Below are 20,327 nucleotides of genomic sequence, written 5' to 3'. Positions count from 1 at the left end.
GGCGGCGCCGCGGCACGACTCCAGCACCGCCGGTCCGACGAATGTGCACCCAGCACGCCGCCGGCAGCGCCGAGCCGGCCGGCTACGCGACGGGACCGCGGGCGACGCGCAGGCCGATGTCGTCGTGCGCGCTGTCGGGGCGGGCCCCGCGGCGCGTGCCCGCCCGCACGGATGTCGTGGCGTCGGCGAACCCACCGCCCCGGAACACCCGGTCGCGCGACCCGGTGTCGGGGGAGAAGAGGTCCCAGCACCACTCCGAGACGTTTCCGAGCATGTCGAACAGGCCGAAGAGGTTCGGATGCCGCCCGCCCACGTTCTGCGGCGACGAGAGGTTGTCGGCCGCGGTCCAGGCGATCTCGGCGAGCGGGCCGTAGTGCGCCGCCGCCGAACCCGCACGGCAGGCGTACTCCCACTCGCGCTCCGTCGGCAGCCGGTACCCGTCGGCGTCGTCGTACCAGTGCACCTCGTCGCCGTCGACGGCGTAGGCGGAATCGAGCCCCTCCCACTCCGACAGCGCGTTGCAGAAGCGCACGGCCCGAAGCCACGACACCGCGACGGCCGGGCGACGGGGATGCGCGGCGGTGATCCCGAGCACCTCCCCGAGCTGCTCTTCGGTCACGGGATAGACGCCGATCTCGAAGGAGGCGACCCGCGGTCCCCGCCCCGCGCCGGCGACGGGCAGCTCTCCGGCCGGGATGCGGGCGAGCTCGACGTCGCTCACAGCAGTTCGTCGTCGGGGTCCGCGCCCCGGCCCGCGGCGGTGAGCGCACGGTCGACCGTCGAGTGCACGAGCGTCGAGAGGAAGCGCCCCGGGGCGTCGACTCCGGCGTCCTCGAGCAACGCGGCCGACTGCTGGACGATCGAGGCGGCGAACTGCGTCGCGGTGGCGATCGCCTCGCCGTAGGCCGGACGGTCGGCGTCGGCGACGACGACGGGCTCGCAGCCCAGCTCGACGGCGAGCGCCTGCCCGATCGGCAGGACGGCTGCCGGCGCGGTCACCGCGGCGTAGGCGCCCGTGAGCTGGCGGAGGTCGAGGGTCGACCCGGTGAACGCGATCGCCGGGTGCACCGCGAGCGGGATGGCGCCTCGCGCGGCCGCGGGCGCCAGCACGTCGAGCCCGTGCCCGGGATCGGTGTGCAGCACGAGCTGCCCGACCTGCCAGGCTCCGAGCTCGGCGAGGCCGCTGACCAGCGGGCCGAGCTCGTCGTGCGGCACCGCGATGACGACGAGCTCGCTGCGGCGCACGACCTCGTCGGCGTCGAGCACCGGCACCCCCGGGATGACCGCGTCGACGCGTTCCCGATCGGAACCCGCGGTGACGCCGGTCAGCGCATGACCGGCACCCGCGAGCGCCGCGCCGATCACGGGCCCCACCCGGCCGGCGCCGATAATGCCGACGCCCAGGCGCGAGTTCGCGGTCATCGCCCACCCTCCGGAGGCGTCTGCCCCGCCGGCGGCGTCTGCCCCGCGGGAGGCGTCTGCTCCGCGGGAGGCACGAACGGAGGCACATAGGGCGGGGGCGGCACAGTGCCCGGCGGAAGCTCCGTCGCGCTCGGCGGGGGCGGCACGGGGCTCGGGCCGGCACTCGGGCTTTGCGCCGGACCGGGCGTGGCCGGAACGGGCGGCACCGGCTCGACGGCATCCATCAGCGCGTCGGCATCCACCAGCGCGTCGGCATCCGTCGGTCCGTCGGCATCCGTCATCTCCGCCCAGCGGTGCGAGCGGTCGGATGCCGCCGCGGCGACGGCCACCCGGGCGACGCGCTCGAACGCCGCGATCGCGTCGTCGCGATCGATGCCCGCGACCGCGGTGAGCACCGGCCCCGAGACCGTGTGAGCGCGCAGCGTCGCGACCCGCAGCGCGCGTGAGACCGGCCCCTGGTGCAGCGCGACCGACTGCAGCCGCGCGAGCGGCAGCACCGCGAGCATGCGCCAGATGAGCCCGCGTCGCAGCATCAGCAGGTCGCCGTTGATCGCAAGACCGTTCCGGCGCCACGACAGCAGACGCACGATGCGTGCGCGCCGCGGCGTCGTGACGTATCCCCCGGCGGACGAGCCGCCGAGCACACCGTCGCGGATGATCGCCGCGCGCTCCTCCTCGCTGGCCGACGGCAGGATGAGGCCGAGCACCCGCTCGACGTCGGCGAGCGTGCCGACGGGAAGGACCGTGGTGAACTGGTCGGTCGTCGTGTCGGAGGCGCTTCGGCCGGTCATGCGGTTGATCCGAACCGTCCACCACCCGAACCCGCGCCAGAGGATGGACTGCGTGATCTCCACGGTGTGGATGCGTCCGGGAGGCAGGATCTCCGACACGGTCGTGAGCAGGCCGAACGTCACGCGCACGCCGTCACGCGTCGGCGCGATGGAGTAGCGCAACGACTTCACGATCGTCCGCACCCAGTACGCCCCGAAACCGAGCAGTGCCGGGAAGTAGGCGAAGAGCACCCAGAACACGCCCTGCGACAGGGCGATCGCGAGCGCGGTTGCGCCCGCCAGGATGACGACGGTGCCCCAGCTGGCGAGCTGCGACCCGATGAGTCGCCCGGGCGGGATGCGCACGACGGACTCGGGCTCGGCGGCATCCGCATCGTCGCCTTCGATGAGACCGGTGATGCCGCGTGCGACGGTGTCGGCCACCGCGATGCGCGCTCCGCCGGCGGCTGCCGCGGCAGCCCGCTGCTCGGCGAGGCGCTGTCCCGAGGCGAGCCGCAGGATGTCGGCGCGGATCGTCTCGGCATTACCGGTCGAGAGGTACTCGAGCTTGACGTTCGCGTCGGCGCCCGCACCCACGATCTCGAGCTTCGCCGCCCCCAGAAGCCGCGCGACCGCGGGGCGGGTGAGGTTGACGCCCTGCACCCGGTCGAGCGGTGCGCGGCGCTGCGTGCGCGAGAGGATGCCGCTGCGCACCTCGACGTCGTCGTCGGTGATGCGGAACGTGTGGAAGCGCCACGACAGATAGAACGCCCCGATGATGAGCGCGAGCACGCCGACGGTGACGAGCAGGGCGATCAGCAGGAGGTTGTTCGCCAGCACCCACCCGATGGGGTCGCCGGCGGCCTCGTACTCCTCCCACTCGTCGATGGGCGCATCGGGCGCGAGCGCCGGCACGAAGATGCTGATGAGCCGGTCGCGCATGTTCGCGACGACGATGCCGAGCACCACGAGCAGCGCCAGGCCGCCGCGCAGCAGCGGCGTCAGCGGATGCAGCCGATGCCACTCGCCGTCGCTCAGCGGCGAGCGGACGAGCTCGGACGGCGGCGCGGAGACGGTCGCGTCGGCCGGGGGCGGGCTCGGAACGGAGTCGCTCACAGCCCGGTCCGCCGCGATTCCGCCACCGACATGAGGTGGTCGCGCAGCGCCTCGGCGGCCTGCTGCGTGAGGCCCGGGATCACGACGCCCGTCGCTGCAGCGGCGGTGACGAACTTCAGCTGCGCGATGCCGAATCCGCGGTCGAGGGGCCCGTGCGTGATGTCGACGAGCTGCATCCGCCCGTACGGCACGGCCACCATGCGCTGCCACAGGATGCCGCGACGGAAGACGAGGTCGTCCTCGCGGAGCTGGTAGCCGATCGAGCGCACCTGGCGCGGCAGGATGGCCATGCCCGCGACGGTGAGCACGATGAGGATGACGCCCGGGATGAGCGCCCACGACTGATCGGCCACCAGGAGCAGCACGAGCATCACGGCGACGATGATCGCCAGGATGAACCCGTTGCTGATGAGCTGGACGGCGAGGTACTTGCGCGAGATCTGGTGCCAGACGCCGTGCTCGAGGGCGAGCCTCCCGGCACCGCGCGGCTCGCGGATGCCGTCGTAGGTGCCGGCGTCGAGGGTGGCGTCGATCGCACCCGGCTCCGCAGCGTCAGTGGTGGGAGGGAGTGGCGTCGGGCTCGGGTGGTCCGGGCTGGTCGTCATCGTCGTCCTTCCGAATGGTGCAGAGCTGTTCTGCGATCACACCGGCCGCCACGAGCACGACGGCTCCGACGATCGCGGCGACGACCGCTCCCGTCGAGCCTACTGACGGCGGCACCGGCCGTGTGAGAAGGAAGAGCAGGAGGCCGACGCCGACACCGCCGACGAGCGCCCCGACGATGCTCGACGCCTTCGCGAGCATCGCCACGCGCACCGCCCGGAACGGGTCGACCCGCGGAGCCTGGCCCCGGGTCGCCCGGCGGATCGGCAGCGCGAGGGCGATGACCGAGACTCCCAGCAGCACGAACAGGACGGGGAGCATGACCGACGGGGTGAAGGTCGCGCGGCCCGCGCCCGTGAGCACCTGGTCGATGACGAACCCCGCGGCGATGCCGAGCACCGCCGACACGATCAGGGTCGCGGGAGACGTGCGTCTCACGGCGTGCTCCCGGGCAGCGCCGCCAGCAGCGCGTCGACGCGCCCGCGTCCGGGGAGCACGGCGTCGGGGTCGACCGCGAGCCACGGCCGGAGCACGAAATCGCGCTCGTGCGCACGCGGATGCGGCAGGACGAGCGTCGGGGTCTCGCACACGACGTCGCCGTGCGCGATGAGGTCGAGATCGAGCGTGCGATCCTGCCACCGGGCCTGATCGGCCGAGCGCGGGGCCCGGCCGTGACGCTCCTCGATCGCGTGCAGGTAGCCGAGCAGCACGCTGGGGGCGAGCCTGGTCTCGACGAGGGCCACGGAGTTGAGATAGGCGGGGGCCGCGGCATCCGGGCCGTCGAGGGTCAGCGCGACCGTCTCGATCGGCTCGGCGGCGCGCACCACCTGTGTCAGCGGCAGCCGGTCGAGGTCCGCGATCGCGCGTGCGACGGTCTCGGCCCGGTCGCCGAGGTTCGCACCGATCGCGACGACGGCTCGTCGCGCGGCGGGGTTCTCGGCCGGACGGGGCTCGGGCGATTCCTGGGCGAGGCGGCGGCTCATCGGTTCTCCCGTCGTCGGCTGAGGGTCACGCTGACATCGCCGAACGGCACCGCGATGGGCGCCTGCGGCTTGTGCACGGTCACGGCGACGGCATCCACACGGTCGAAGGCGAGAGCCGCACGGGCGATGCGGTCGGCGACCGTCTCGACGAGGTTCGCCGGCTCTCCCGACAGGATCGCGGCGACCTGTTCGGCCAGCTCCCCGTAGTGGACGGTGTCGGCGACGTCGTCGCTCGCGGCGGCATCGGCCAGCGACAGGTCGAGCTCGACGTCGGCGATGAACTCCTGACCCTCGCGCCGCTCGTGCTCGTAGACGCCGTGATACCCGACGGCCCGGATGCCGCGCAGCGTGATCCGATCGCTCATGAGCCCTCCCGCCACCGCGAGCGCACCGCCAGCGCGTCTCGGGTCGTCGCGACGTCGTGCACCCGCACGCCCCACGCTCCCGCGTCGGCGGCCAGCGCGCTCGTCACGGCGGTCGCGAGGTCGCGACGGCCGATGTCGGTGCCGTCCGCGCCGGGGGCGTCTCCGATCGCCTCGCGCAGGAAGCCCTTGCGGCTCGTGCCGACGAGCACACGCTTCCCGAGTCCGACGATGCGGTCGAGGCGGTGCAGCACCGCCCAGTTCTGTTCGCCGCGTTTCCCGAAGCCGATGCCCGGGTCGAGGATGATGCGCGAGGGGGCGATACCGGCCGCGGCTGCCGCGCTCACGCGCTCCTGGAGCTCGGCGACCACTTCCGCGACGACGTCGTCGTAGCGGGCGGTGGCATACATATCGGTCGAGTGTCCGCGCCAGTGTCCGATGACGACGTCCACGTCGGATGCCGCGACCGCGGCGAACATGTCGGGATCGGCCAGGCCTCCCGAGACGTCGTTGACGATCCGGGCTCCGGCGGAGACGGCGGCTGCAGCGGTGCCGGCGTTCATGGTGTCGACGCTCGCGACGATCCCCCGCGCCGCGAGGGCCTCGATCACCGGGACGACACGACCGCGCTCGAGGTCGGGGTCGACGCGCTCGGCACCCGGGCGGGTCGACTCACCACCGACGTCGACGATGTGCGCGCCGGCTCGGCGCAGCGTCTCAGCGTGGCCGATCGCGGCGTCGAGATCGAGGTACCGCCCGCCGTCGCTGAACGAGTCGGGCGTGATGTTGAGGATGCCCATGATCGTCGTCATGCCGCGCCGCCCGAGATCAGGGCGATCAGCTCGGCCCGCTCGGCCGGCTCGGTGTAGACGCCGCGGGCGGCGACGGTCACGGTCGAGGCATCCGTCTGACGTCCGCCGCGCATCGTGACGCACTCATGGGCGGCATCGAGCACGACCAGCACGCCGCGCGCATCGAGCGCACCAGCGATCGTGTCGGCGATCTGCTCCCCCAGACGCTCCTGCACCTGCGGCCGCGCCGCGAGGGTGTCGACCACGCGCGGCAGCGCGCCGAGCCCGACGACCTGCTCGCCCGGCAGGTACGCGATGTGGGCGTGCCCCGCGAACGGCAGCAGATGGTGCTCGCAGAACGAACGGAACCGGATGCCGCGCACCATGACCGCGCCCGACGGCAGCGTGTCGGGCGCCGGACCCCGCGCCACCGAGATCGTGTGCGCGAGCGGTTCGGCGGCGTCGGCACCGACTCCCGAGAAGAACTCGGCGTACGCGTCGGCGACCCGCTGCGGGGTCTGCTTCAGCCCGGGACGGTCGGGGTCCTCCCCGATCGCCTCGAGCAGGTCGCGCACGAGGGCGGCGACGCGTTCGCGATCGACGGCCACGCCCCGAGCCTACGCGGTCGCGGGTCGAGCCTGCCCCGAGGGGCGACGGTGCGGAGCCCGCTCGGCGGCGGTCTCGGCTTCGGTCTCGGCGACGGTGGATGCCGCCAGCCCGGCCTCTTCGCGACGCTTGGGGACGTCGATCGGGGGCAGGGACGACACCGGGCGGTCCTGGCTCGAGAGCCACTGCGGGCGCGGCGGGAGCTTCTTGATGTCCTTGAAGATCTCGGCGAGCTGCAGGTGGTCGAGGGTCTCCTCTTCGAGCAGCGCGAGCGCGAGCTTGTCGAGGATGTCGCGGTTGGCGTTGATGACCTCGTACGCCTCGTTGTGGGCCTGCTCGATCAGCAGCCGGACCTCGGCGTCGACGCGCTCGGCGATGCGCTCGGAGAAATCGCGGCCGTGACCCATGTCGCGGCCCATGAACACCTCGCCCGACGACGACCCGAGCTTCACGGGGCCGACCTCGGTCGTCATCCCGTACTCGGTGACCATCTTGCGGGCGATGCCGGTGGCCTTCTCGATGTCGTTGGAGGCGCCGGTCGTCGGGTCGTGGAACACGACCTCCTCGGCGACGCGTCCGCCCATCGCGTAGGTGAGCTGATCCTGGAGCTCGTTGCGCGTGACGGAGTACTTGTCTTCGAGCGGCAGCACCATCGTGTACCCGAGCGCCTTGCCGCGCGGAAGGATCGTGACCTTCGTGACCGGGTCGGAGTGGTTCATCGCCGCAGCGGCGAGGGCGTGGCCGCCCTCGTGGTACGCCGTGATGAGCTTCTCCTTGTCCTTCATGACGCGGGTGCGGCGCTGCGGACCGGCGATCACGCGGTCGATCGCCTCGTCGAGCGCGCGCATGTCGATCAGCTGCGCGTTGGAGCGCGCGGTCAGCAGCGCGGCCTCGTTCAGCACGTTCGCCAGGTCTGCACCGGTGAAGCCCGGGGTCTTGCGAGCGATGACGGCGAGGTCGACCGAGGGCGAGAGCGGCTTGCCGCGTCCGTGCACCTCGAGGATCTTCTGACGGCCCTTCAGATCGGGGGCGTCGACGCCGATCTGCCGGTCGAATCGGCCCGGACGCAGCAGCGCCGGGTCGAGGATGTCGGGACGGTTCGTCGCCGCGATGACGAGCACCGAGACCTTCGGATCGAAGCCGTCCATCTCCACCAGCATCTGGTTGAGCGTCTGCTCGCGCTCGTCGTGACCGCCGCCCATGCCGGCGCCGCGGTGGCGGCCGACGGCGTCGATCTCGTCGATGAAGATGATGGCGGGCGAGTTCTCCTTCGCCTCCTTGAAGAGGTCGCGAACGCGGCTCGCGCCGACGCCGACGAACATCTCGACGAAGTCCGAACCCGAGATCGAGTAGAACGGGACGCCGGCCTCGCCCGCGACAGCGCGTGCGAGGAGCGTCTTACCGGTTCCCGGAGGGCCGTACAGCAGCACGCCCTTCGGGATGCGAGCGCCGACGGCCTGGAACTTGGTCGGGTCCTTCAGGAAGTCCTTGATCTCCTGCATCTCCTCGATGGCCTCGTCAGAGCCGGCCACGTCGCCGAAGGTGACCGTCGGGGTCTCCTTCGTGACGAGCTTGGCCTTCGACTTGCCGAACTGCATGACGCGGCTGCCGCCGCCCTGCGCGCTCGACATCAGGAACCAGAAGAGCAGGCCCAGCAGCACGAGCGGCAGCATGAGCGAGAGGAAGCCGTCGAACCACGTGGCCCGCGGCACGACGTCGTTGTACCCGTCGGCGGGGTTCGCCGCGTCGACGGCCGCGACGACCTCGTCGGCACGCGCGGAGGTGTAGTAGAACTGCACCTGCTTCGAGCCCTCGAAATCCTCCGAGAGCGTCAGATCCACGCGCTGATCGCCGTCCGTGGTCTGCACCTTCGTGACGGTGTCGCCCTTGAGCAGCTCGAAGCCCTGCTGGGTCGTGATCTGCTTCGCACCGGTGAGGCTGGAGATCAGCATGAAGCCGATCAGCAGCAGCGCGCCGATGAGCAACACGTACATCAGCGGGTTGCGCGTGACTTTCTTGACGTCCATGGTGCGATCAGGCTACCCCGCGACGACTATGCGGGCTCTGTGCGTTCGTTTTGGGCGTACCGGGAGCCGGTTCGCCCGACGAGGGATCGACGCCCGCTCAGCTGTAGACGTGGGGCGCGAGGATGGCGACATCTCGCAGGTTGCGGTACTTCTCCGCGTAGTCGAGGCCGTAGCCCACGACGAAGTCGTTCGGGATGTCGAAGCCGACGTACCGGCAGTCGATCTCGACCTTCGCCGCCTCGGGCTTGCGCAGGAGCGCGAGAACTTCGAGCGACTCGGCACCGCGCGACTGGAAGTTCTCGAGCAGCCAGCTCAGGGTGAGGCCCGAGTCGATGATGTCCTCGACGATCAGGACGTGCTTGCCGTGCAGGTCGGCGTCGAGGTCCTTGCGGATCTGGACGACACCGCTCGACTTCGTGCTCGCGCCGTAGGACGACACCGCCATCCAGTCCATCGTGATGTCGCGCTTGAGCGCGCGGGCGAAGTCGGCCATGACCATCACCGCGCCCTTGAGGACGCCGACGAGGATGAGCTCCTTGCCCTCGTAGTCGGCCTCGACCCGGGCGGCGAGCTCGGCCAGCTTGGCCTGGATCTCCTCCTCCGTGACGAGGACGTCGGTGAGCTGGTCGGCGATCTCGGCGGCACGCATGCGACGAGTTTAGGCGCCGCTCCCGCCCGCCGAGAACTCGACGAGTCGGCCGACGCGGCGGGCGCGGCATCCGGGAAGGTCGATCGGTCCCTGGCCGGAGTAGTCGGTCACGAGCCGGGCGACCTCGAGGGTCTGGCTGCGCGACAGGCTCTCGTGGAACTCGCTCTGCACGACGTGACGGATGATGCGGTGGCGCAGCGCCGGCGGGTTCGCCGCGAGCGCCGCGACAGAGATCGCGATGCCCGCCTCGGCCGGCTCGACGATGTCTTCGATCGTCTCGGCGATCATGTCGTCGAAGGCCTGCGCATCCTCGCGCAGCTGCTCGGCGGTGCGGGCCAGCGCCTCGGCCACGCCCGGACCGAGCTCGGACTCGAGGAGGGGCAGCACACGCTCGCGGACCCGCACCCGCCGGAAGCGGTCGTCGCGGTTGTGCGGGTCGAGCCAGGGGTCGAGTCCGGCCGCCGCGCACGCCGCGACCGTGGTCTCTCGGCGGACCGCGAGCAGCGGGCGAAGCCAGCGCACGCCCGAATCGTCATCGGTGCGGTCCGGGGCCATGCCCGCGAGGCTCGTCGCGCCGGCCCCTCGAGCGAGCCCGAGCAGCACCGTCTCGGCCTGGTCGTCGAGCGTGTGACCCAGCAGCACGGCGGCGGCGTTCGCGTCGCGCGCGGCATCCCTCAGCACGCCGTAGCGCGCCTCACGGGCCGCGGCCTCGGGGCCGCCCGCGGTGCCGACCTCGACGCTCACGACCAGCGGGTCGAGACCGAGCTCCGCGGCGGTGCGGGCGGCGGCGAGCGCGACCTCGTCGGAGCCCGGCTGCAATCCGTGGTCGACCGTCACCGACGCGGCGCGCAGGCCGAGCTTCGGGGCCTCGAAGGCGGTCGCAGCGGCGAGGGCCAGCGAGTCGGGGCCGCCCGAGAGCGCGACGATCACGGTGCTGCCCGCGGGCAGTGCCGACAGCGACGCGCGGACGGCGCGACGGACCTCGGCGAGGGCGGGGTTCAGCGACGGCACGCCCCTACGGTAACCGGGCCCGTGCCGTCGGCGGGCTGAGAAGCCTCGGCAGGCGCAGCCTCGGGCGGGAAACTCGGGCTGAGCCTGTATGCGGCACGGCGAGCGGCGCGAAGTAGGCTGGACGGCGGCATCCCACCGTCTTATCGAAGGAGCACACGTATGGGCGCGTACGACGCCGTCATCGAGATCCCCCGCGGCAGCCGCGTGAAGTACGAAGTCGACCACGGCACCGGCCGGGTCTTCCTCGACCGCGTGCTGTTCACGCCGATGGGATACCCCAGCAACTACGGCTTCTTCGAGAACACCCTCGGTGAAGACGGCGACCCGCTCGACGTGCTCGTGCTGCTCGACCGCGACATCTACCCCGGCGTGCTGGCGAAGGTCCGCCCCGTCGCCGTGCTGAAGATGAGCGACGAGGCCGGCGGCGACGACAAGGTCGTGGCCGTGCTGGCGAAGGACCCGCGCTGGGCTCACATCCAGGATGTCGACGACATCGACGACTGGACCAAGAACGAGATCGGCCACTTCTTCGAGCACTACAAGGACCTCGAGCCCAACAAGTGGGTCAAGGTCGACGAGTGGGCCAACGCCGCCGAGGCCGAGCGTCTCGTCGCCGAGGCGTTCGAGCGCTTCGAGGAGCACGAGGGCCAGACCAAGACGCAGGGGGAGGGCGAAGCGCCCAACTCGCTCTGAGTCTCACCCGGACGCGAAGGAGGGGCGGATGCTGCGGCATCCGCCCCTCCTTCGTCGTTCCGGGCTCGTGACCGTTGAGGCTCAGACCGAGATTCCGCGGTTGCGCAGGAACGGCGCCGGGTCGATGCGGACGCCGCCCTGGTAGATCTCGAAGTGCAGGTGGCAGCCCTGCGAGATGCCGGTGTTGCCGGCGTAGGCGATGACCTGTCCGGCTGAGACGCGCTGTCCGTATCCGACGTTGTAGCCGCCGTTCTGGATGTGCGCGTACCCCGAGATGATGCCGCCGCCGTGGTCGATCTTGATGTAGTTGCCCCAGTCGCCGGTGTAGGAGGCGTGGACGACCGTCCCGGATGCGGCGGCGTAGATCGGCGCGCCGCAACCGCCGGCGAAGTCGATGCCGCGGTGACCCGTGGTGCAGTACCCGTTCGAGCAGATCGTGCCGCGGTTGCCGAACCACGAGCTGATGTAACCGGGGCCGGGGCGCACCCATCCGGAGGGCTGGACCTGACCGGCACCACCGCCGCCGCCACCACCACTGTTACCGCCGCCTCCGCCGCCGCCACCACCACCGCTGTTGCCTGCCGCAGCGGCCGCCGCTGCAGCTTCCTGACGACGACGCTCTTCCTCCGCGGCACGGCGGGCTGCTTCTTCGCGCTCGCGCTGCTTGCGGGCCTCTTCGCGGCGACGCTCCTCCTCGACGCCCGCCTGGTAGCCGGCGACCGTGGCCGCCGTCTCGTCCTTGAGCGCCGCGAGCTGAGCCCGGAGGGTCGCCATGTTGGCGGTCTGCTCTTCGAGGGCGGCCTGGGCGACCGCTGCTGCTTCCTGAGCGGCGGCGAGCTTCTGCTCGGCCTCCTTCTGCAGGCGGTCGCGCTCGTCGCGGGCGACGCCGGCCTGATCGCTCAGGCTCTGCGCGGTCTCGCGGGCGGCGACGGCATCCGTGTAGATGCCGCGGTTCGCCTGCAGCAGCTTGTCCATCGTGCCGAGTCGGGCGAGCAGGTCATCGGCGCTCGCAGCGGAGTCGGAGAAGAAGAGCTTGAGGCTCGTGTCGTCGCCGCCGTTGCGGTAGAGCTGCGCCGCGAGCTTTCCGGCTCGGCGGGCCGCCTCGAGGGCGGCTGCGGACTGGGCGTCGGCCTGTTCCTGAAGCGAAGTCGCGCGGTACGCGGCATCCTCGAAGTCGGCCTGCGCCTTGGCGTACTCGGCCCCCAGCCGTTCGGCCTCGGCCTGCTTGTAGGCGACGTCGGCGGTGAGGTCGGCGATCAGCTTCTCGATCCGCGCGATCTCGGCGGCTTTCGCGGACTCGTTGCCCTTGGCGCGCTGCACGTCATCCCACGACGGGTAGCCCTCGATACCGAAGGCGGACGGGATGCCGGGGGCGAGGAACGCCGTCGCTGCGACGAACCCGACGGCGCCGAGGCCGAGGGCGCCGCGGCGCGAGATCAGCTGCGAGAGCTTCTTGCTCTCTGCGGGCGTCGGGGCGCAGCCGCAGTCTTCCGGGGAGTCGAGGCTCTCGTATCGCACGCGGGTGATCCTCCATATCGCGTGGGCAACTTCGTTCACAGTAGCAACACACGTCACATCGCCGAAAGCGTCGGGGGCTGCGTCCGGCGCGCGCGAACCGGGCCATTGTGCCCCGCAGACACGCCCGGGCGGCGGACGCCACGCCCCCGATTCGCACATCGGCGCCGGATCGCATATGCTTGTCCCTCGGTAAGCGTGAACGTTTGACTCCCGGGTCTGGGTTCGCTCGGCCCCATCGTTTAGCGGCCTAGGACGCCGCCCTTTCACGGCGGTAGCACGGGTTCGAATCCCGTTGGGGTCACTCCCACAACTTAATAAGCATGGCCCTGTAGCGCAGTTGGTTAGCGTGCCGCCCTGTCACGGCGGAGGTCGCGGGTTCAAGTCCCGTCAGGGTCGCTCTAAAGCGACGGGCCCTTTGGTTTCCAGAGGGCCTTTCGTCTAGGACATGGCATCTCTGACGCCATGCGGCTCTGTAGCTCAGTTGGTAGAGCGCACGACTGAAAATCGTGAGGTCACGGGATCGACGCCCGTCGGAGCCACACGGACCGTCATTACAACGGCCCTAGAAACCCTCGCCTAGCTTCTACATGGCGGGGGTTTTGCTTTGCCCCGGTGCCGCCGCGCGTCGCGCCGGCCGCCCGGGCGAGGACCTATCGTCGAGGCATGAGTGCGTCGCAGCCGCCGCAGAGCCCACGGACGAAGCGCCTTCGCCGCTGGGCCGTGGCATCGGCGGCGCTCAGTGCCGCCGCGTTCATCGCGTCGATCGTCTTCGCGGGCGTGCTTCCGGATGCCCCGGCGCTGATCTACCCCGCGCTGCACTTCATCGGCCTGGCGTCGGGGCTCAACGGGTATCTCCTGTGGCAGCGGTCGGACCCCGCGTACGACTACCGTCAGGAGCCGACAGCGGAGGAATGACGTCGCCGGGGCCAGCGGGCACCCTCACTTCCGTCCGGGCCAAGGCTCCGGCGGGTGCGCGCGGTAGTACCTGCGCCACGCGTACACGTTGCCCGCGGAAGCGACGACGACCCAAGCAACCAGCGCAATCCATCGCGCCGCGTTTCCCGGCTCGTCGGCGGCGGCAACGAGGAGCACCCCCGCAAGGCAGAAGCTGAGAAGGCCAGCGACCATCAGCTGTTGGTTGCGCGCGCGGGCTTTCGCGTCCGACGGAGGCTGCGGAATCTCCACCTAGGCCACCGGGTCAAGCAGCGTCGGGTCGGCGGGATCGACCGCGCGGGAGTTGCTGACCTTGCGGTCGACGACGTGCTCACGGATAGTCGAGGCGACCTGACCGGACGTGTGCTCGAGCATCGCGAGCGTCTCGGCCTTGCGGTCGCCGGTGAGCTTCTCGGGCGTCAGCCAGGCATCCCACGTGTCCGGCGTCAGGAAGGCCGGCATCCGGTCGTGCACCTGTCCGCTCGCGTCGCGCGCCTCGCGGGTGATGACGACGAAGCAACGCGTCTTCTCGCCGGTCGGAAGGTCCATCGACCAGGTGAGCCCGGCAGCCGAGAGCAAGCCGTCGCCGTGGAGGAAGTGCGGGGTCTTCGGGGTCTTGTCGCCGGTCCACTCGAAGTAGCCCCGCATCGGAACGATGCACCGAGCCGCGCTGAACGCCGGCGCCCAGAATCCCTGGCCGAGCTTCTCCATGCGCGCGTTGATGATCGGACCGCCCCTCGGCCGATTCGCCGGCTTCTGCCAGTCCCAGCGGACGAGCTCCAGCACTCGCCCTTCGCCCCGGTCGCGGACGATCGGGGCATCCTCGGTCGGCGCGATCGAGTAGGCGCCGGCCCACGATTTCACCCAGTCCTCGGGGTCGCCGCCCTCGGCGACGTACTCCCGGATCAGCTCGTCCGTCTTGGCGTCGTTCGCGAATCGCCCGCACATGTCAGCGACCCTACGACCCGGGGCAGACGGCGTCGAGCAGATACCTCTGCACCTTGGCCGAGGTACGGAGGCACCCCGGGCTCACGCCGGCTCGGTGACCCGGACGAGTCCGCAGTTCAGGCACGACCACGCCACGAGAAACGCCTCGTCGTCGAGGATCTCGAAGCGCAGCGGATCGCCGCAGGTCGGGCAGACCCACGGTGCCGGCTGCGCGCTCACGCGCCATCCCGATCGGTCACCCGCCGAGCCTAAACGCCGCATCGCACCGCCGGGCGAGCGCGACGGCATCGTGCGGCGCCCTCCCCCGCGCGTCGTTGTCGAAATACACCCACACGTCGCGCGGCCGACCGTCGGATGCCGCCGACCCGTCGGCCCATCCTCGGATGCGTTCCGCCCACTCGTCGAGCTCGGCATCGGTGTACCCGCTGGCGTACAAATCGGTCGCGCCGTGCAGCCGGACGTACACGTGCCCCGCTGTCGTGACCTCCTCGAACCGCGGAAAGCGTCCGGCGGTGTCGGCCACCACGAGAGCGATGTCGTGCGAACGCAGCAGCGCGAGCGCGGCATCCGATCCGAACCCCGCCGACCGAGGCTCGAGAGCGTGTCGGATCGGACGGTCGTCCTCGATCTCGAGCCACGCCCGCCCGTCGAGGCGCTCGTCGTGCCGCTCGGCGAGCGCGAGCGCCTCGCCGGTCGTCCGCGGTAGAAGCGCCAAGAACTCTGCGAGCACGTCGGCGTCGAACTCCTCCCGTTCGGGCAGCTGCCAGAGCACGGGGCCGAGCTGCCGCCCGAGCGCGAGCACTCCCGAGGCGAAGAAGTTCGCCAGCGCCGTCTCGACACCGCGCAGGCGCAGCATGTGCGTGACATAGCGCGAGCCCTTCACCGCGAAGACGAACGACGCGGGCACCTCGCTCCGCCAGCGCTGGTAGCTCGACGGGCGCTGCAGCGAATAGAACGACCCGTTCAGCTCGGCCGTCGACATCCGCTCGCCCACGTATTCGAGCTCGCGCCGCTGAGCGAGGCCCGTGGGGTAGAAATCACCGCGCCACCCGGCGTACCGCCACCCCGAGATGCCCACGCGCACCCGGCCGGCGTCGGCTCCTGCAGGTCGCGCGTTCATGATTCCGCAGTCTCCGCCCGCGAACCGACGCATGAAAAGGGGGTTGCCCTCGCCGCCGCATCCCCGAACACCGGCGCGTACCCGCATAGCCGCGCGCCCTAGGATTCGACGGACGCACCGGGCACCACAGGGGGAGTAACGATGGCCGCAACGCGACGTTCGAACGCGCGGGGACGCCGCAAGCGCCGGGCGATCGGCATCGGCGCTGCGGTCGCCGGAGTCCTTCTCGCCGCCGCGGTCGGCGGGTGGTTCGCCGTCGATGCGATGCAGCGCGCGAGCACGACGCCCGACCCGGCGACATCCGCGGGCAGCCCCACGCCCGATGCCGAGACGCCGACGCCCGAACCGCTGTCGCCCGCGGAACAGCTGATCGCCGACGCGAACGATCCGAACGCGTGCGCCGTGTCGTTCACGGGCGACGCGATCGACATCGCCCCCGTCCTCGAGACGCAGGGGAAGCCCTACGGCTCGCTTCCGATCCCCTCGCGCGACGGCATGGTGTTCGCCGGCTGGTACGACACCGCCGAGGATGCCGCTGCGCTGTCCATCCCCGGCCGGCTCAACGGCGCGGATGCCGTCGCCTGCGACGCCCAGCAGCGCACGGTGCACGCCGCGTGGATGAGCGCCGCCGACAACGCTGCCGCGAAGACGCGCATCCCGATCCTGATGTACCACCAGTTCACGACCAAGCCGGAAGGCGAGTCGGGGTGGCTGCGCGGCAACTACGCCTACGTCGGGGACTGGGAAGCCCACCTGCGGTACATCTCCGAGCAGCAGTTCTACCTGCCGACGTGGCCGGAGCTGAGCGCTTTCATCGACGGCAGGCTCTTCCTGCCCGACCACTCGGTGATCGTCACCGACGACGACGCCGATCCGTCGTGGCTCGAGCTCGCCGTGCCGCTGGTGGAGAAGTACCGCGTGATGACGACATCCTTCGTGATCACCGTCAACGGGTCCGGCCCCGAGCTCACGTCGTACGTGCTCAAGCGCTCGCACACCCACGACATGCACGCCGCAGGCGCCGACGGCAAGGGCCGCATCGTCACCTGGACGCATGACGAGATCGTCGCCGACCTCGACACCTCGGCGAGCGTGCTCGGCGGAACGAAGGAAGTCGTCGCCTACCCGTTCGGCCACTACAACGACGCCGCCAAGCAAGCGGTCGCCGACGCGGGCTTCGAGATGGCTCGCACCATCGAGCCCGGCTACGTCTCGATCGGAACCGACAAGCTGGCCCTGCCGGTGGTGCGGGTCAACTACGGGATGACCGTGGATGACATCAAGAAGGCCATCGGGTGAATCTCAGGCGATATCCAAAGAGTCAACCGCTTGTACGCATATGAATCCTCAGTACTGTGTGAATTCCCCCGTCCGTTTCGACTTGCGAGCGCTCCATGGATCTGACGATCGTCGTCCCGACCTTCAACGAGGGTCCGAACGTCGTGGAGCTGCTGCGACGGATCGGTGACGCGGTCGATGACCGGATGATCGAGGTCGTCTTCGTCGACGACTCGACCGACGACACCCCCGCGATCATCGAGCGGGCGGCGAAGACCGCCGACTTCCCGGTGCGCCTGGTCCACCGCGACGAGCCGGTCGCGGGACTCGGCGGGGCCGTGGTCGAAGGCATCCGCACCGCGAACTCGTCCTGGTGTCTCGTGATGGACGGCGACCTGCAGCATCCGCCCGAGGACATCCCGCGCCTGCTCGCACGAGCCGACCGCGGCGACGTGGACATCGTCGTGGCCTCGCGCTACATCGCCGGCGGTGACTCCAAGGGACTCGCCGACGCCACGCGAACGACCGTCTCGCGCGCGTCGACGCTGCTGACCAAGGCGATGTTCCCGCGGAAGCTCGGTGAGTGCAGCGACCCGATGACCGGGTTCTTCCTCGTCGACCGCGACACGATCGACATCGACGCGCTGCGTCCGCGAGGCTTCAAGATCCTGCTCGAGATCCTCGCGCGCCGCCACATGCGCGTCGCCGAAGTGCCGTTCGCCTTCGCGCCGCGATACGCCGGCTCGTCCAAGGCGACCTTCACGCAGGGCATCCGGTTCCTCACGCAGCTGCTCATGCTCCGCTTCGGACGGATGTCGGCGTTCGCCCTCGTCGGCGGTGTCGGCGCGATCGCGAACCTCGTGATCATGTGGGGTCTCATCCGACTGGGGATGGACTATCTGCCGGCATCCATCATCGCCAGTGAGATCACGATCATCGGCAACTTCCTGCTGCTGGAATACCTCGTCTTCTCCGACATGCGCTCGGAATCGGGCAGTATGACGCAGCGGTTCGTGAAATCGTTCGCGTTCAACAACGCCGAGGCGATCATCCGGATCCCGGTGCTGTGGGTGCTCGTGGAGAACGCGCACATCCCGAGCGTCATCGCCGCCGGGCTGACCCTGATCGCGGCGTTCGTCGTGCGCTTCGTGTTCCATGCGCTCGTCGTCTACGCGCCCAAGAGCCAGCGGGTGCCGGCAGTGCTCGAGGCCGCCCCCGAGCGCGCCCGCGCCGCCGAGTACTGAGCGGACGTACCCTGGAGGCATGACCGCTTCCACCGACACGATCACGATGTTCGGCGCCGACTGGTGCCGCGACTGCCGCCGCACGAAGGCTCAGCTCGACGAGCTCGGTGTCGACTACACCTACATCGACCTCGAGGCGGAGCCCGCCGCAGCCGATGTCGCGCGTGAGATCTCGGGCCGCACGCAGATCCCCGTGGTGGTCTACCCCGACGCGACGCACCACGTCGAGCCGAGCAACGACGACGTCGCAGCCAAGCTGCGCGAGCTCTCGCTCATCTGACCCGCGCGCTCTGCGCTCTCTGCGCCGGGCGCGGATGCAAGACATCCGGGCCGACACCCCGGGGCGGATGCCGTTCGGCCGGGGTGTCGGGCCGAATCCCTTGCATCGCGGCACGCGGGCCTCAGCCCGGGGCCGGGGCCGGGCGGGGCCGGGCCGACGGACAGGCGAGCACTGATAGGCTGAGGGTTCTTGCGGCGCGCTCGCGCCGCACGCGTCGTAGAACGCCTTCCGCCCCACCGGGTCACGACCGGCACCCCGCGGACTCTTTCGTACGGCGACCCCGCATGCGCACCCGCATCCGGGCCACCGATCAGGGCGCCGACGTGCGCCCGGAGAAACGCTCCCTCATGACTGACACCACTTTCCGCACGCTCGGCGTGCCCGCTCCCCTCGTCGAAGCCCTCGCGAAGGACGGCAAGACCACCGCCTTCCCGATCCAGGTCGACACCCTGCCCGACACGCTCGCCGGACGCGACGTGCTCGGTCGCGGCAAGACCGGCTCGGGCAAGACGCTCGCCTTCTCGATCCCGATGGCCGCGCGCCTCGGCGGCGAGCTGGCCGGCGGCAGCCGCCGGGCGACCCGCATCCTGGGCCTCGTCCTCGCCCCCACCCGCGAGCTCGCGACGCAGATCAACGCGACCCTCGAGCCCCTCGCGGCGGCCTACGGCATGAAGACGACCACCATCTTCGGCGGCGTCAACCAGAACCGTCAGGTGCAGGCGCTCAACGCCGGCGTCGACATCGTCGTCGCCTGCCCGGGCCGCCTCGAAGACCTGCTGCAGCAGCGCCACCTGACCCTCGACTCGGTCGAGATCACGGTGATCGACGAGGCCGACCACATGGCCGACCTCGGCTTCCTCCCCGCCGTCACCCGCATCCTCGACAAGACGCCGCGCGACGGGCAGCGGATGCTGTTCAGCGCGACGCTGGACAACGGCGTGGACAAGCTCGTCAAGCGATTCCTGCAGAACGAGGTGCTGCACTCCGTCGACGAGGCGCACTCGCCCGTCGCGGCGATGACCCACCACGTGTTCCACCTCGCCGGGGCCGAGGAGAAGAAGGATGTCGTCAAGGCGCTCGCCTCGGGCATGGGCCGCCGAATCCTCTTCACCCGCACCAAGCACGCGGCGAAGAAGCTCGCCAAGCAGCTGACCTCGCAGGGAATCCCCTCGGTCGACCTGCACGGCAACCTCTCGCAGCCGCAGCGCGACCGCAACCTCGCGGCGTTCTCGTCGGGCACCGCGAAGGTGCTCGTCGCGACGGATGTCGCCGCGCGCGGTGTGCACGTCGACGACGTCGAGCTGGTCGTCCACGTCGACCCGCCCATGGAGCACAAGGCGTACCTGCACCGCTCGGGTCGCACCGCCCGCGCGGGCGCCGAGGGCGCCGTCGTCACCCTCGTGATGCCGGGCCAGGAGCGCGACGTCAAGGATCTGCTCCGCAAGGCCGCCATCGCCGTCACCCCGGTCACGGTCACGGCCGAGTCGCCCGAGGTCGTCGCCCTCGTCGGAAAGGTCGCGCCGTACGTGGCTCCGGCCCCCGTCGAGGTCGCACCCCGCGGCACGAGCCAGGGCGCCAACGCCCAGCGCAAGCGCGCCGCACGCGATGCTCGCGAGGGCGGTTCGTCGAACGGCGGTGGTCGCTCCGGCGGTGGCCGCGGTCGCGGCGGACGCGGTCAGGGTCAGGGCGCTGCCGGTGGTCGCGACGGCCAGGGCGCACGCTCGGGCGGTCACCGCGACGCGCAGCAGAGCCGCGGTGGACAGCAGTCCGCGCGCGGCGGCCAGACCGCCGACCGCGCACCCCGCGAGACGCGCGATGCCGCTCCCGCGGGCAACCCGCGCCGCACCGGCCGTCGCGCCTCGTCGAACGGCGGCGCCGCGGGCGGCAAGCTCATGGTCGGCTCGGTCGTGCGCCAGAACAGTGCCGGCCGCCGCGGCGGTCGCTGACCCCCGCACCCGGCTCACCCCGGCATC

At 71.0% G+C, this 20,327-nt stretch carries 22 protein-coding genes and 3 tRNA genes; 9 read left to right on the top strand and 16 right to left on the bottom strand.

The genetic code is table 11. The features are described from left to right. Nucleotides 1-82: 82 nt before the first annotated feature. The 12 genes from C1N74_RS01575 to tilS all read right to left on the bottom strand — a co-directional run bounded on the left by C1N74_RS01575 (nt 83) and on the right by tilS (nt 10,340). On the bottom strand, nt 83-721 hold the full coding sequence (locus C1N74_RS01575; RefSeq protein WP_137749822.1) for an SUMF1/EgtB/PvdO family nonheme iron enzyme: 639 nt from the start codon (nt 719-721) through the stop codon (nt 83-85). Beyond that, nucleotides 718-1,422: a DUF2520 domain-containing protein gene (locus C1N74_RS01570; RefSeq protein ID WP_023952922.1), complete on the bottom strand. Its 705-nt coding sequence runs from the start codon at nt 1,420-1,422 to the stop codon at nt 718-720. Before C1N74_RS01570 ends, C1N74_RS01575 begins: the two co-directional genes overlap by 4 nt. Next, nucleotides 1,419-3,308, bottom strand: coding sequence for a PH domain-containing protein (locus C1N74_RS01565; RefSeq protein WP_258317971.1), 1,890 nt, complete (start codon nt 3,306-3,308; stop codon nt 1,419-1,421). Before C1N74_RS01565 ends, C1N74_RS01570 begins: the two co-directional genes overlap by 4 nt. Continuing rightward, nucleotides 3,305-3,913 carry a PH domain-containing protein gene (locus C1N74_RS01560; protein WP_088379600.1) on the bottom strand — a complete coding sequence of 203 codons (609 nt, stop codon included), beginning with the start codon at nt 3,911-3,913 and terminating at the stop codon, nt 3,305-3,307. The genes C1N74_RS01565 and C1N74_RS01560 overlap by 4 nt, the downstream gene beginning before the upstream one ends. Further along, a complete protein-coding gene (locus tag C1N74_RS01555; RefSeq protein ID WP_023952928.1) occupies nt 3,861-4,349 on the bottom strand; it encodes a DUF3180 family protein in 489 nt (162 codons plus the stop codon). The genes C1N74_RS01560 and C1N74_RS01555 overlap by 53 nt, the downstream gene beginning before the upstream one ends. Next, complete coding sequence (gene folK / locus C1N74_RS01550; protein ID WP_064956398.1) at nt 4,346-4,894, bottom strand: 2-amino-4-hydroxy-6-hydroxymethyldihydropteridine diphosphokinase; 549 nt, start codon at nt 4,892-4,894, stop codon at nt 4,346-4,348. Before folK ends, C1N74_RS01555 begins: the two co-directional genes overlap by 4 nt. After that, nucleotides 4,891-5,259: a dihydroneopterin aldolase gene (folB, locus tag C1N74_RS01545; protein WP_088379852.1), complete on the bottom strand. Its 369-nt coding sequence runs from the start codon at nt 5,257-5,259 to the stop codon at nt 4,891-4,893. The genes folK and folB overlap by 4 nt, the downstream gene beginning before the upstream one ends. Then, complete coding sequence (folP, locus tag C1N74_RS01540) at nt 5,256-6,068, bottom strand: dihydropteroate synthase (protein WP_137749821.1); 813 nt, start codon at nt 6,066-6,068, stop codon at nt 5,256-5,258. Before folP ends, folB begins: the two co-directional genes overlap by 4 nt. Continuing rightward, on the bottom strand, nt 6,065-6,655 hold the full coding sequence (folE, locus tag C1N74_RS01535; protein ID WP_023952933.1) for a GTP cyclohydrolase I: 591 nt from the start codon (nt 6,653-6,655) through the stop codon (nt 6,065-6,067). Before folE ends, folP begins: the two co-directional genes overlap by 4 nt. A 9-nt stretch (nt 6,656-6,664) precedes the next feature. After that, a complete protein-coding gene (gene ftsH / locus C1N74_RS01530; RefSeq protein WP_023952934.1) occupies nt 6,665-8,680 on the bottom strand; it encodes an ATP-dependent zinc metalloprotease FtsH in 2,016 nt (671 codons plus the stop codon). A 97-nt stretch (nt 8,681-8,777) separates the two neighbouring features. Further along, the gene (hpt, locus tag C1N74_RS01525) at nt 8,778-9,329 is read right to left on the bottom strand and encodes a hypoxanthine phosphoribosyltransferase (RefSeq protein ID WP_023952935.1); all 552 of its coding nucleotides are present in this window, start codon (nt 9,327-9,329) and stop codon (nt 8,778-8,780) included. A gap of 9 nt (nt 9,330-9,338) precedes the next feature. Continuing rightward, on the bottom strand, nt 9,339-10,340 hold the full coding sequence (gene tilS, locus C1N74_RS01520) for a tRNA lysidine(34) synthetase TilS (protein WP_137749820.1): 1,002 nt from the start codon (nt 10,338-10,340) through the stop codon (nt 9,339-9,341). A gap of 159 nt (nt 10,341-10,499) precedes the next feature. Here tilS and C1N74_RS01515 point away from each other — a divergent pair, with 159 nt between their 5' ends. Continuing rightward, nucleotides 10,500-11,033 (top strand): inorganic diphosphatase, encoded by a 534-nt coding sequence (locus C1N74_RS01515; RefSeq protein WP_064956402.1) that lies wholly within the window; start codon nt 10,500-10,502, stop codon nt 11,031-11,033. Between the two features lie 81 nt (nt 11,034-11,114). Here the strand turns inward: C1N74_RS01515 and C1N74_RS01510 are convergent, their stop codons facing one another. Continuing rightward, nucleotides 11,115-12,551 carry a M23 family metallopeptidase gene (locus C1N74_RS01510; RefSeq protein WP_258317970.1) on the bottom strand — a complete coding sequence of 479 codons (1,437 nt, stop codon included), beginning with the start codon at nt 12,549-12,551 and terminating at the stop codon, nt 11,115-11,117. A 228-nt stretch (nt 12,552-12,779) separates the two neighbouring features. On the opposite strand from C1N74_RS01510, the gene C1N74_RS01505 reads away from it, so the two are divergent. The 4 genes from C1N74_RS01505 (at nt 12,780) to C1N74_RS01490 (ending at nt 13,466) form a co-directional block, all read left to right on the top strand. Continuing rightward, a tRNA-Glu gene (locus tag C1N74_RS01505) sits at nt 12,780-12,852 on the top strand. 21 nt (nt 12,853-12,873) lie between these two features. After that, nucleotides 12,874-12,947: transfer RNA gene (locus C1N74_RS01500), tRNA-Asp, on the top strand. A gap of 70 nt (nt 12,948-13,017) precedes the next feature. After that, nucleotides 13,018-13,090, top strand: a tRNA-Phe gene (locus C1N74_RS01495). A gap of 124 nt (nt 13,091-13,214) precedes the next feature. Then, complete coding sequence (locus C1N74_RS01490; protein WP_137749818.1) at nt 13,215-13,466, top strand: hypothetical protein; 252 nt, start codon at nt 13,215-13,217, stop codon at nt 13,464-13,466. Nucleotides 13,467-13,736: 270 nt separating this feature from the next. Here the strand turns inward: C1N74_RS01490 and C1N74_RS01485 are convergent, their stop codons facing one another. The 3 genes from C1N74_RS01485 to C1N74_RS01475 all read right to left on the bottom strand — a co-directional run bounded on the left by C1N74_RS01485 (nt 13,737) and on the right by C1N74_RS01475 (nt 15,552). After that, the gene (locus C1N74_RS01485) at nt 13,737-14,432 is read right to left on the bottom strand and encodes an SOS response-associated peptidase (RefSeq protein WP_137749817.1); all 696 of its coding nucleotides are present in this window, start codon (nt 14,430-14,432) and stop codon (nt 13,737-13,739) included. A gap of 81 nt (nt 14,433-14,513) precedes the next feature. Further along, nucleotides 14,514-14,651 carry a hypothetical protein gene (locus C1N74_RS01480; protein ID WP_199484999.1) on the bottom strand — a complete coding sequence of 46 codons (138 nt, stop codon included), beginning with the start codon at nt 14,649-14,651 and terminating at the stop codon, nt 14,514-14,516. A 16-nt stretch (nt 14,652-14,667) separates the two neighbouring features. Continuing rightward, nucleotides 14,668-15,552, bottom strand: coding sequence for a DUF72 domain-containing protein (locus C1N74_RS01475; protein ID WP_137749816.1), 885 nt, complete (start codon nt 15,550-15,552; stop codon nt 14,668-14,670). Between the two features lie 141 nt (nt 15,553-15,693). Between C1N74_RS01475 and C1N74_RS01470 the strand changes: the two genes are divergently transcribed. From C1N74_RS01470 to C1N74_RS01455, 4 genes are all read left to right on the top strand, one after another. After that, nucleotides 15,694-16,851: a polysaccharide deacetylase family protein gene (locus tag C1N74_RS01470; protein WP_258317969.1), complete on the top strand. Its 1,158-nt coding sequence runs from the start codon at nt 15,694-15,696 to the stop codon at nt 16,849-16,851. 95 nt (nt 16,852-16,946) lie between these two features. Then, nucleotides 16,947-18,074 (top strand): glycosyltransferase family 2 protein, encoded by a 1,128-nt coding sequence (locus C1N74_RS01465; protein WP_023952953.1) that lies wholly within the window; start codon nt 16,947-16,949, stop codon nt 18,072-18,074. A gap of 19 nt (nt 18,075-18,093) precedes the next feature. Next, nucleotides 18,094-18,354 (top strand): glutaredoxin domain-containing protein, encoded by a 261-nt coding sequence (locus tag C1N74_RS01460; RefSeq protein WP_023952954.1) that lies wholly within the window; start codon nt 18,094-18,096, stop codon nt 18,352-18,354. 347 nt (nt 18,355-18,701) lie between these two features. Then, the gene (locus C1N74_RS01455) at nt 18,702-20,300 is read left to right on the top strand and encodes a DEAD/DEAH box helicase (protein ID WP_137749815.1); all 1,599 of its coding nucleotides are present in this window, start codon (nt 18,702-18,704) and stop codon (nt 20,298-20,300) included. The last annotated feature ends 27 nt before the right edge of the window (nt 20,301-20,327 follow it).

The organism is Microbacterium sp. SGAir0570 (assembly GCF_005491085.2).
GTDB classification, from domain to species: domain Bacteria; phylum Actinomycetota; class Actinomycetes; order Actinomycetales; family Microbacteriaceae; genus Microbacterium; species Microbacterium arborescens.
Note: the sequence above shows the minus strand (reverse complement) of the source record. Positions and strands in the feature narration are given on the sequence as shown.

Bases quoted from the DNA above. Each gene is read 5' to 3' on its own strand.
- C1N74_RS01515 (WP_064956402.1), top strand. From the start codon at position 10,500: ATGGGCGCGTACGACGCCGTCATCGAGATCCCCCGCGGCAGCCGCGTG.
- folB (WP_088379852.1), bottom strand. From the start codon at position 5,259: ATGAGCGATCGGATCACGCTGCGCGGCATCCGGGCCGTCGGGTATCAC.
- C1N74_RS01475 (WP_137749816.1), bottom strand. From the start codon at position 15,552: ATGAACGCGCGACCTGCAGGAGCCGACGCCGGCCGGGTGCGCGTGGGC.
- C1N74_RS01490 (WP_137749818.1), top strand. From the start codon at position 13,215: ATGAGTGCGTCGCAGCCGCCGCAGAGCCCACGGACGAAGCGCCTTCGC.
- C1N74_RS01465 (WP_023952953.1), top strand. From the start codon at position 16,947: ATGGATCTGACGATCGTCGTCCCGACCTTCAACGAGGGTCCGAACGTC.
- ftsH (WP_023952934.1), bottom strand. From the start codon at position 8,680: ATGGACGTCAAGAAAGTCACGCGCAACCCGCTGATGTACGTGTTGCTC.
- C1N74_RS01560 (WP_088379600.1), bottom strand. From the start codon at position 3,913: ATGACGACCAGCCCGGACCACCCGAGCCCGACGCCACTCCCTCCCACC.
- C1N74_RS01455 (WP_137749815.1), top strand. From the start codon at position 18,702: ATGACTGACACCACTTTCCGCACGCTCGGCGTGCCCGCTCCCCTCGTC.
- folK (WP_064956398.1), bottom strand. From the start codon at position 4,894: ATGAGCCGCCGCCTCGCCCAGGAATCGCCCGAGCCCCGTCCGGCCGAG.
- folP (WP_137749821.1), bottom strand. From the start codon at position 6,068: ATGACGACGATCATGGGCATCCTCAACATCACGCCCGACTCGTTCAGC.
- C1N74_RS01570 (WP_023952922.1), bottom strand. From the start codon at position 1,422: ATGACCGCGAACTCGCGCCTGGGCGTCGGCATTATCGGCGCCGGCCGG.
- C1N74_RS01470 (WP_258317969.1), top strand. From the start codon at position 15,694: ATGGCCGCAACGCGACGTTCGAACGCGCGGGGACGCCGCAAGCGCCGG.
- C1N74_RS01460 (WP_023952954.1), top strand. From the start codon at position 18,094: ATGACCGCTTCCACCGACACGATCACGATGTTCGGCGCCGACTGGTGC.
- hpt (WP_023952935.1), bottom strand. From the start codon at position 9,329: ATGCGTGCCGCCGAGATCGCCGACCAGCTCACCGACGTCCTCGTCACG.
- C1N74_RS01485 (WP_137749817.1), bottom strand. From the start codon at position 14,432: ATGTGCGGGCGATTCGCGAACGACGCCAAGACGGACGAGCTGATCCGG.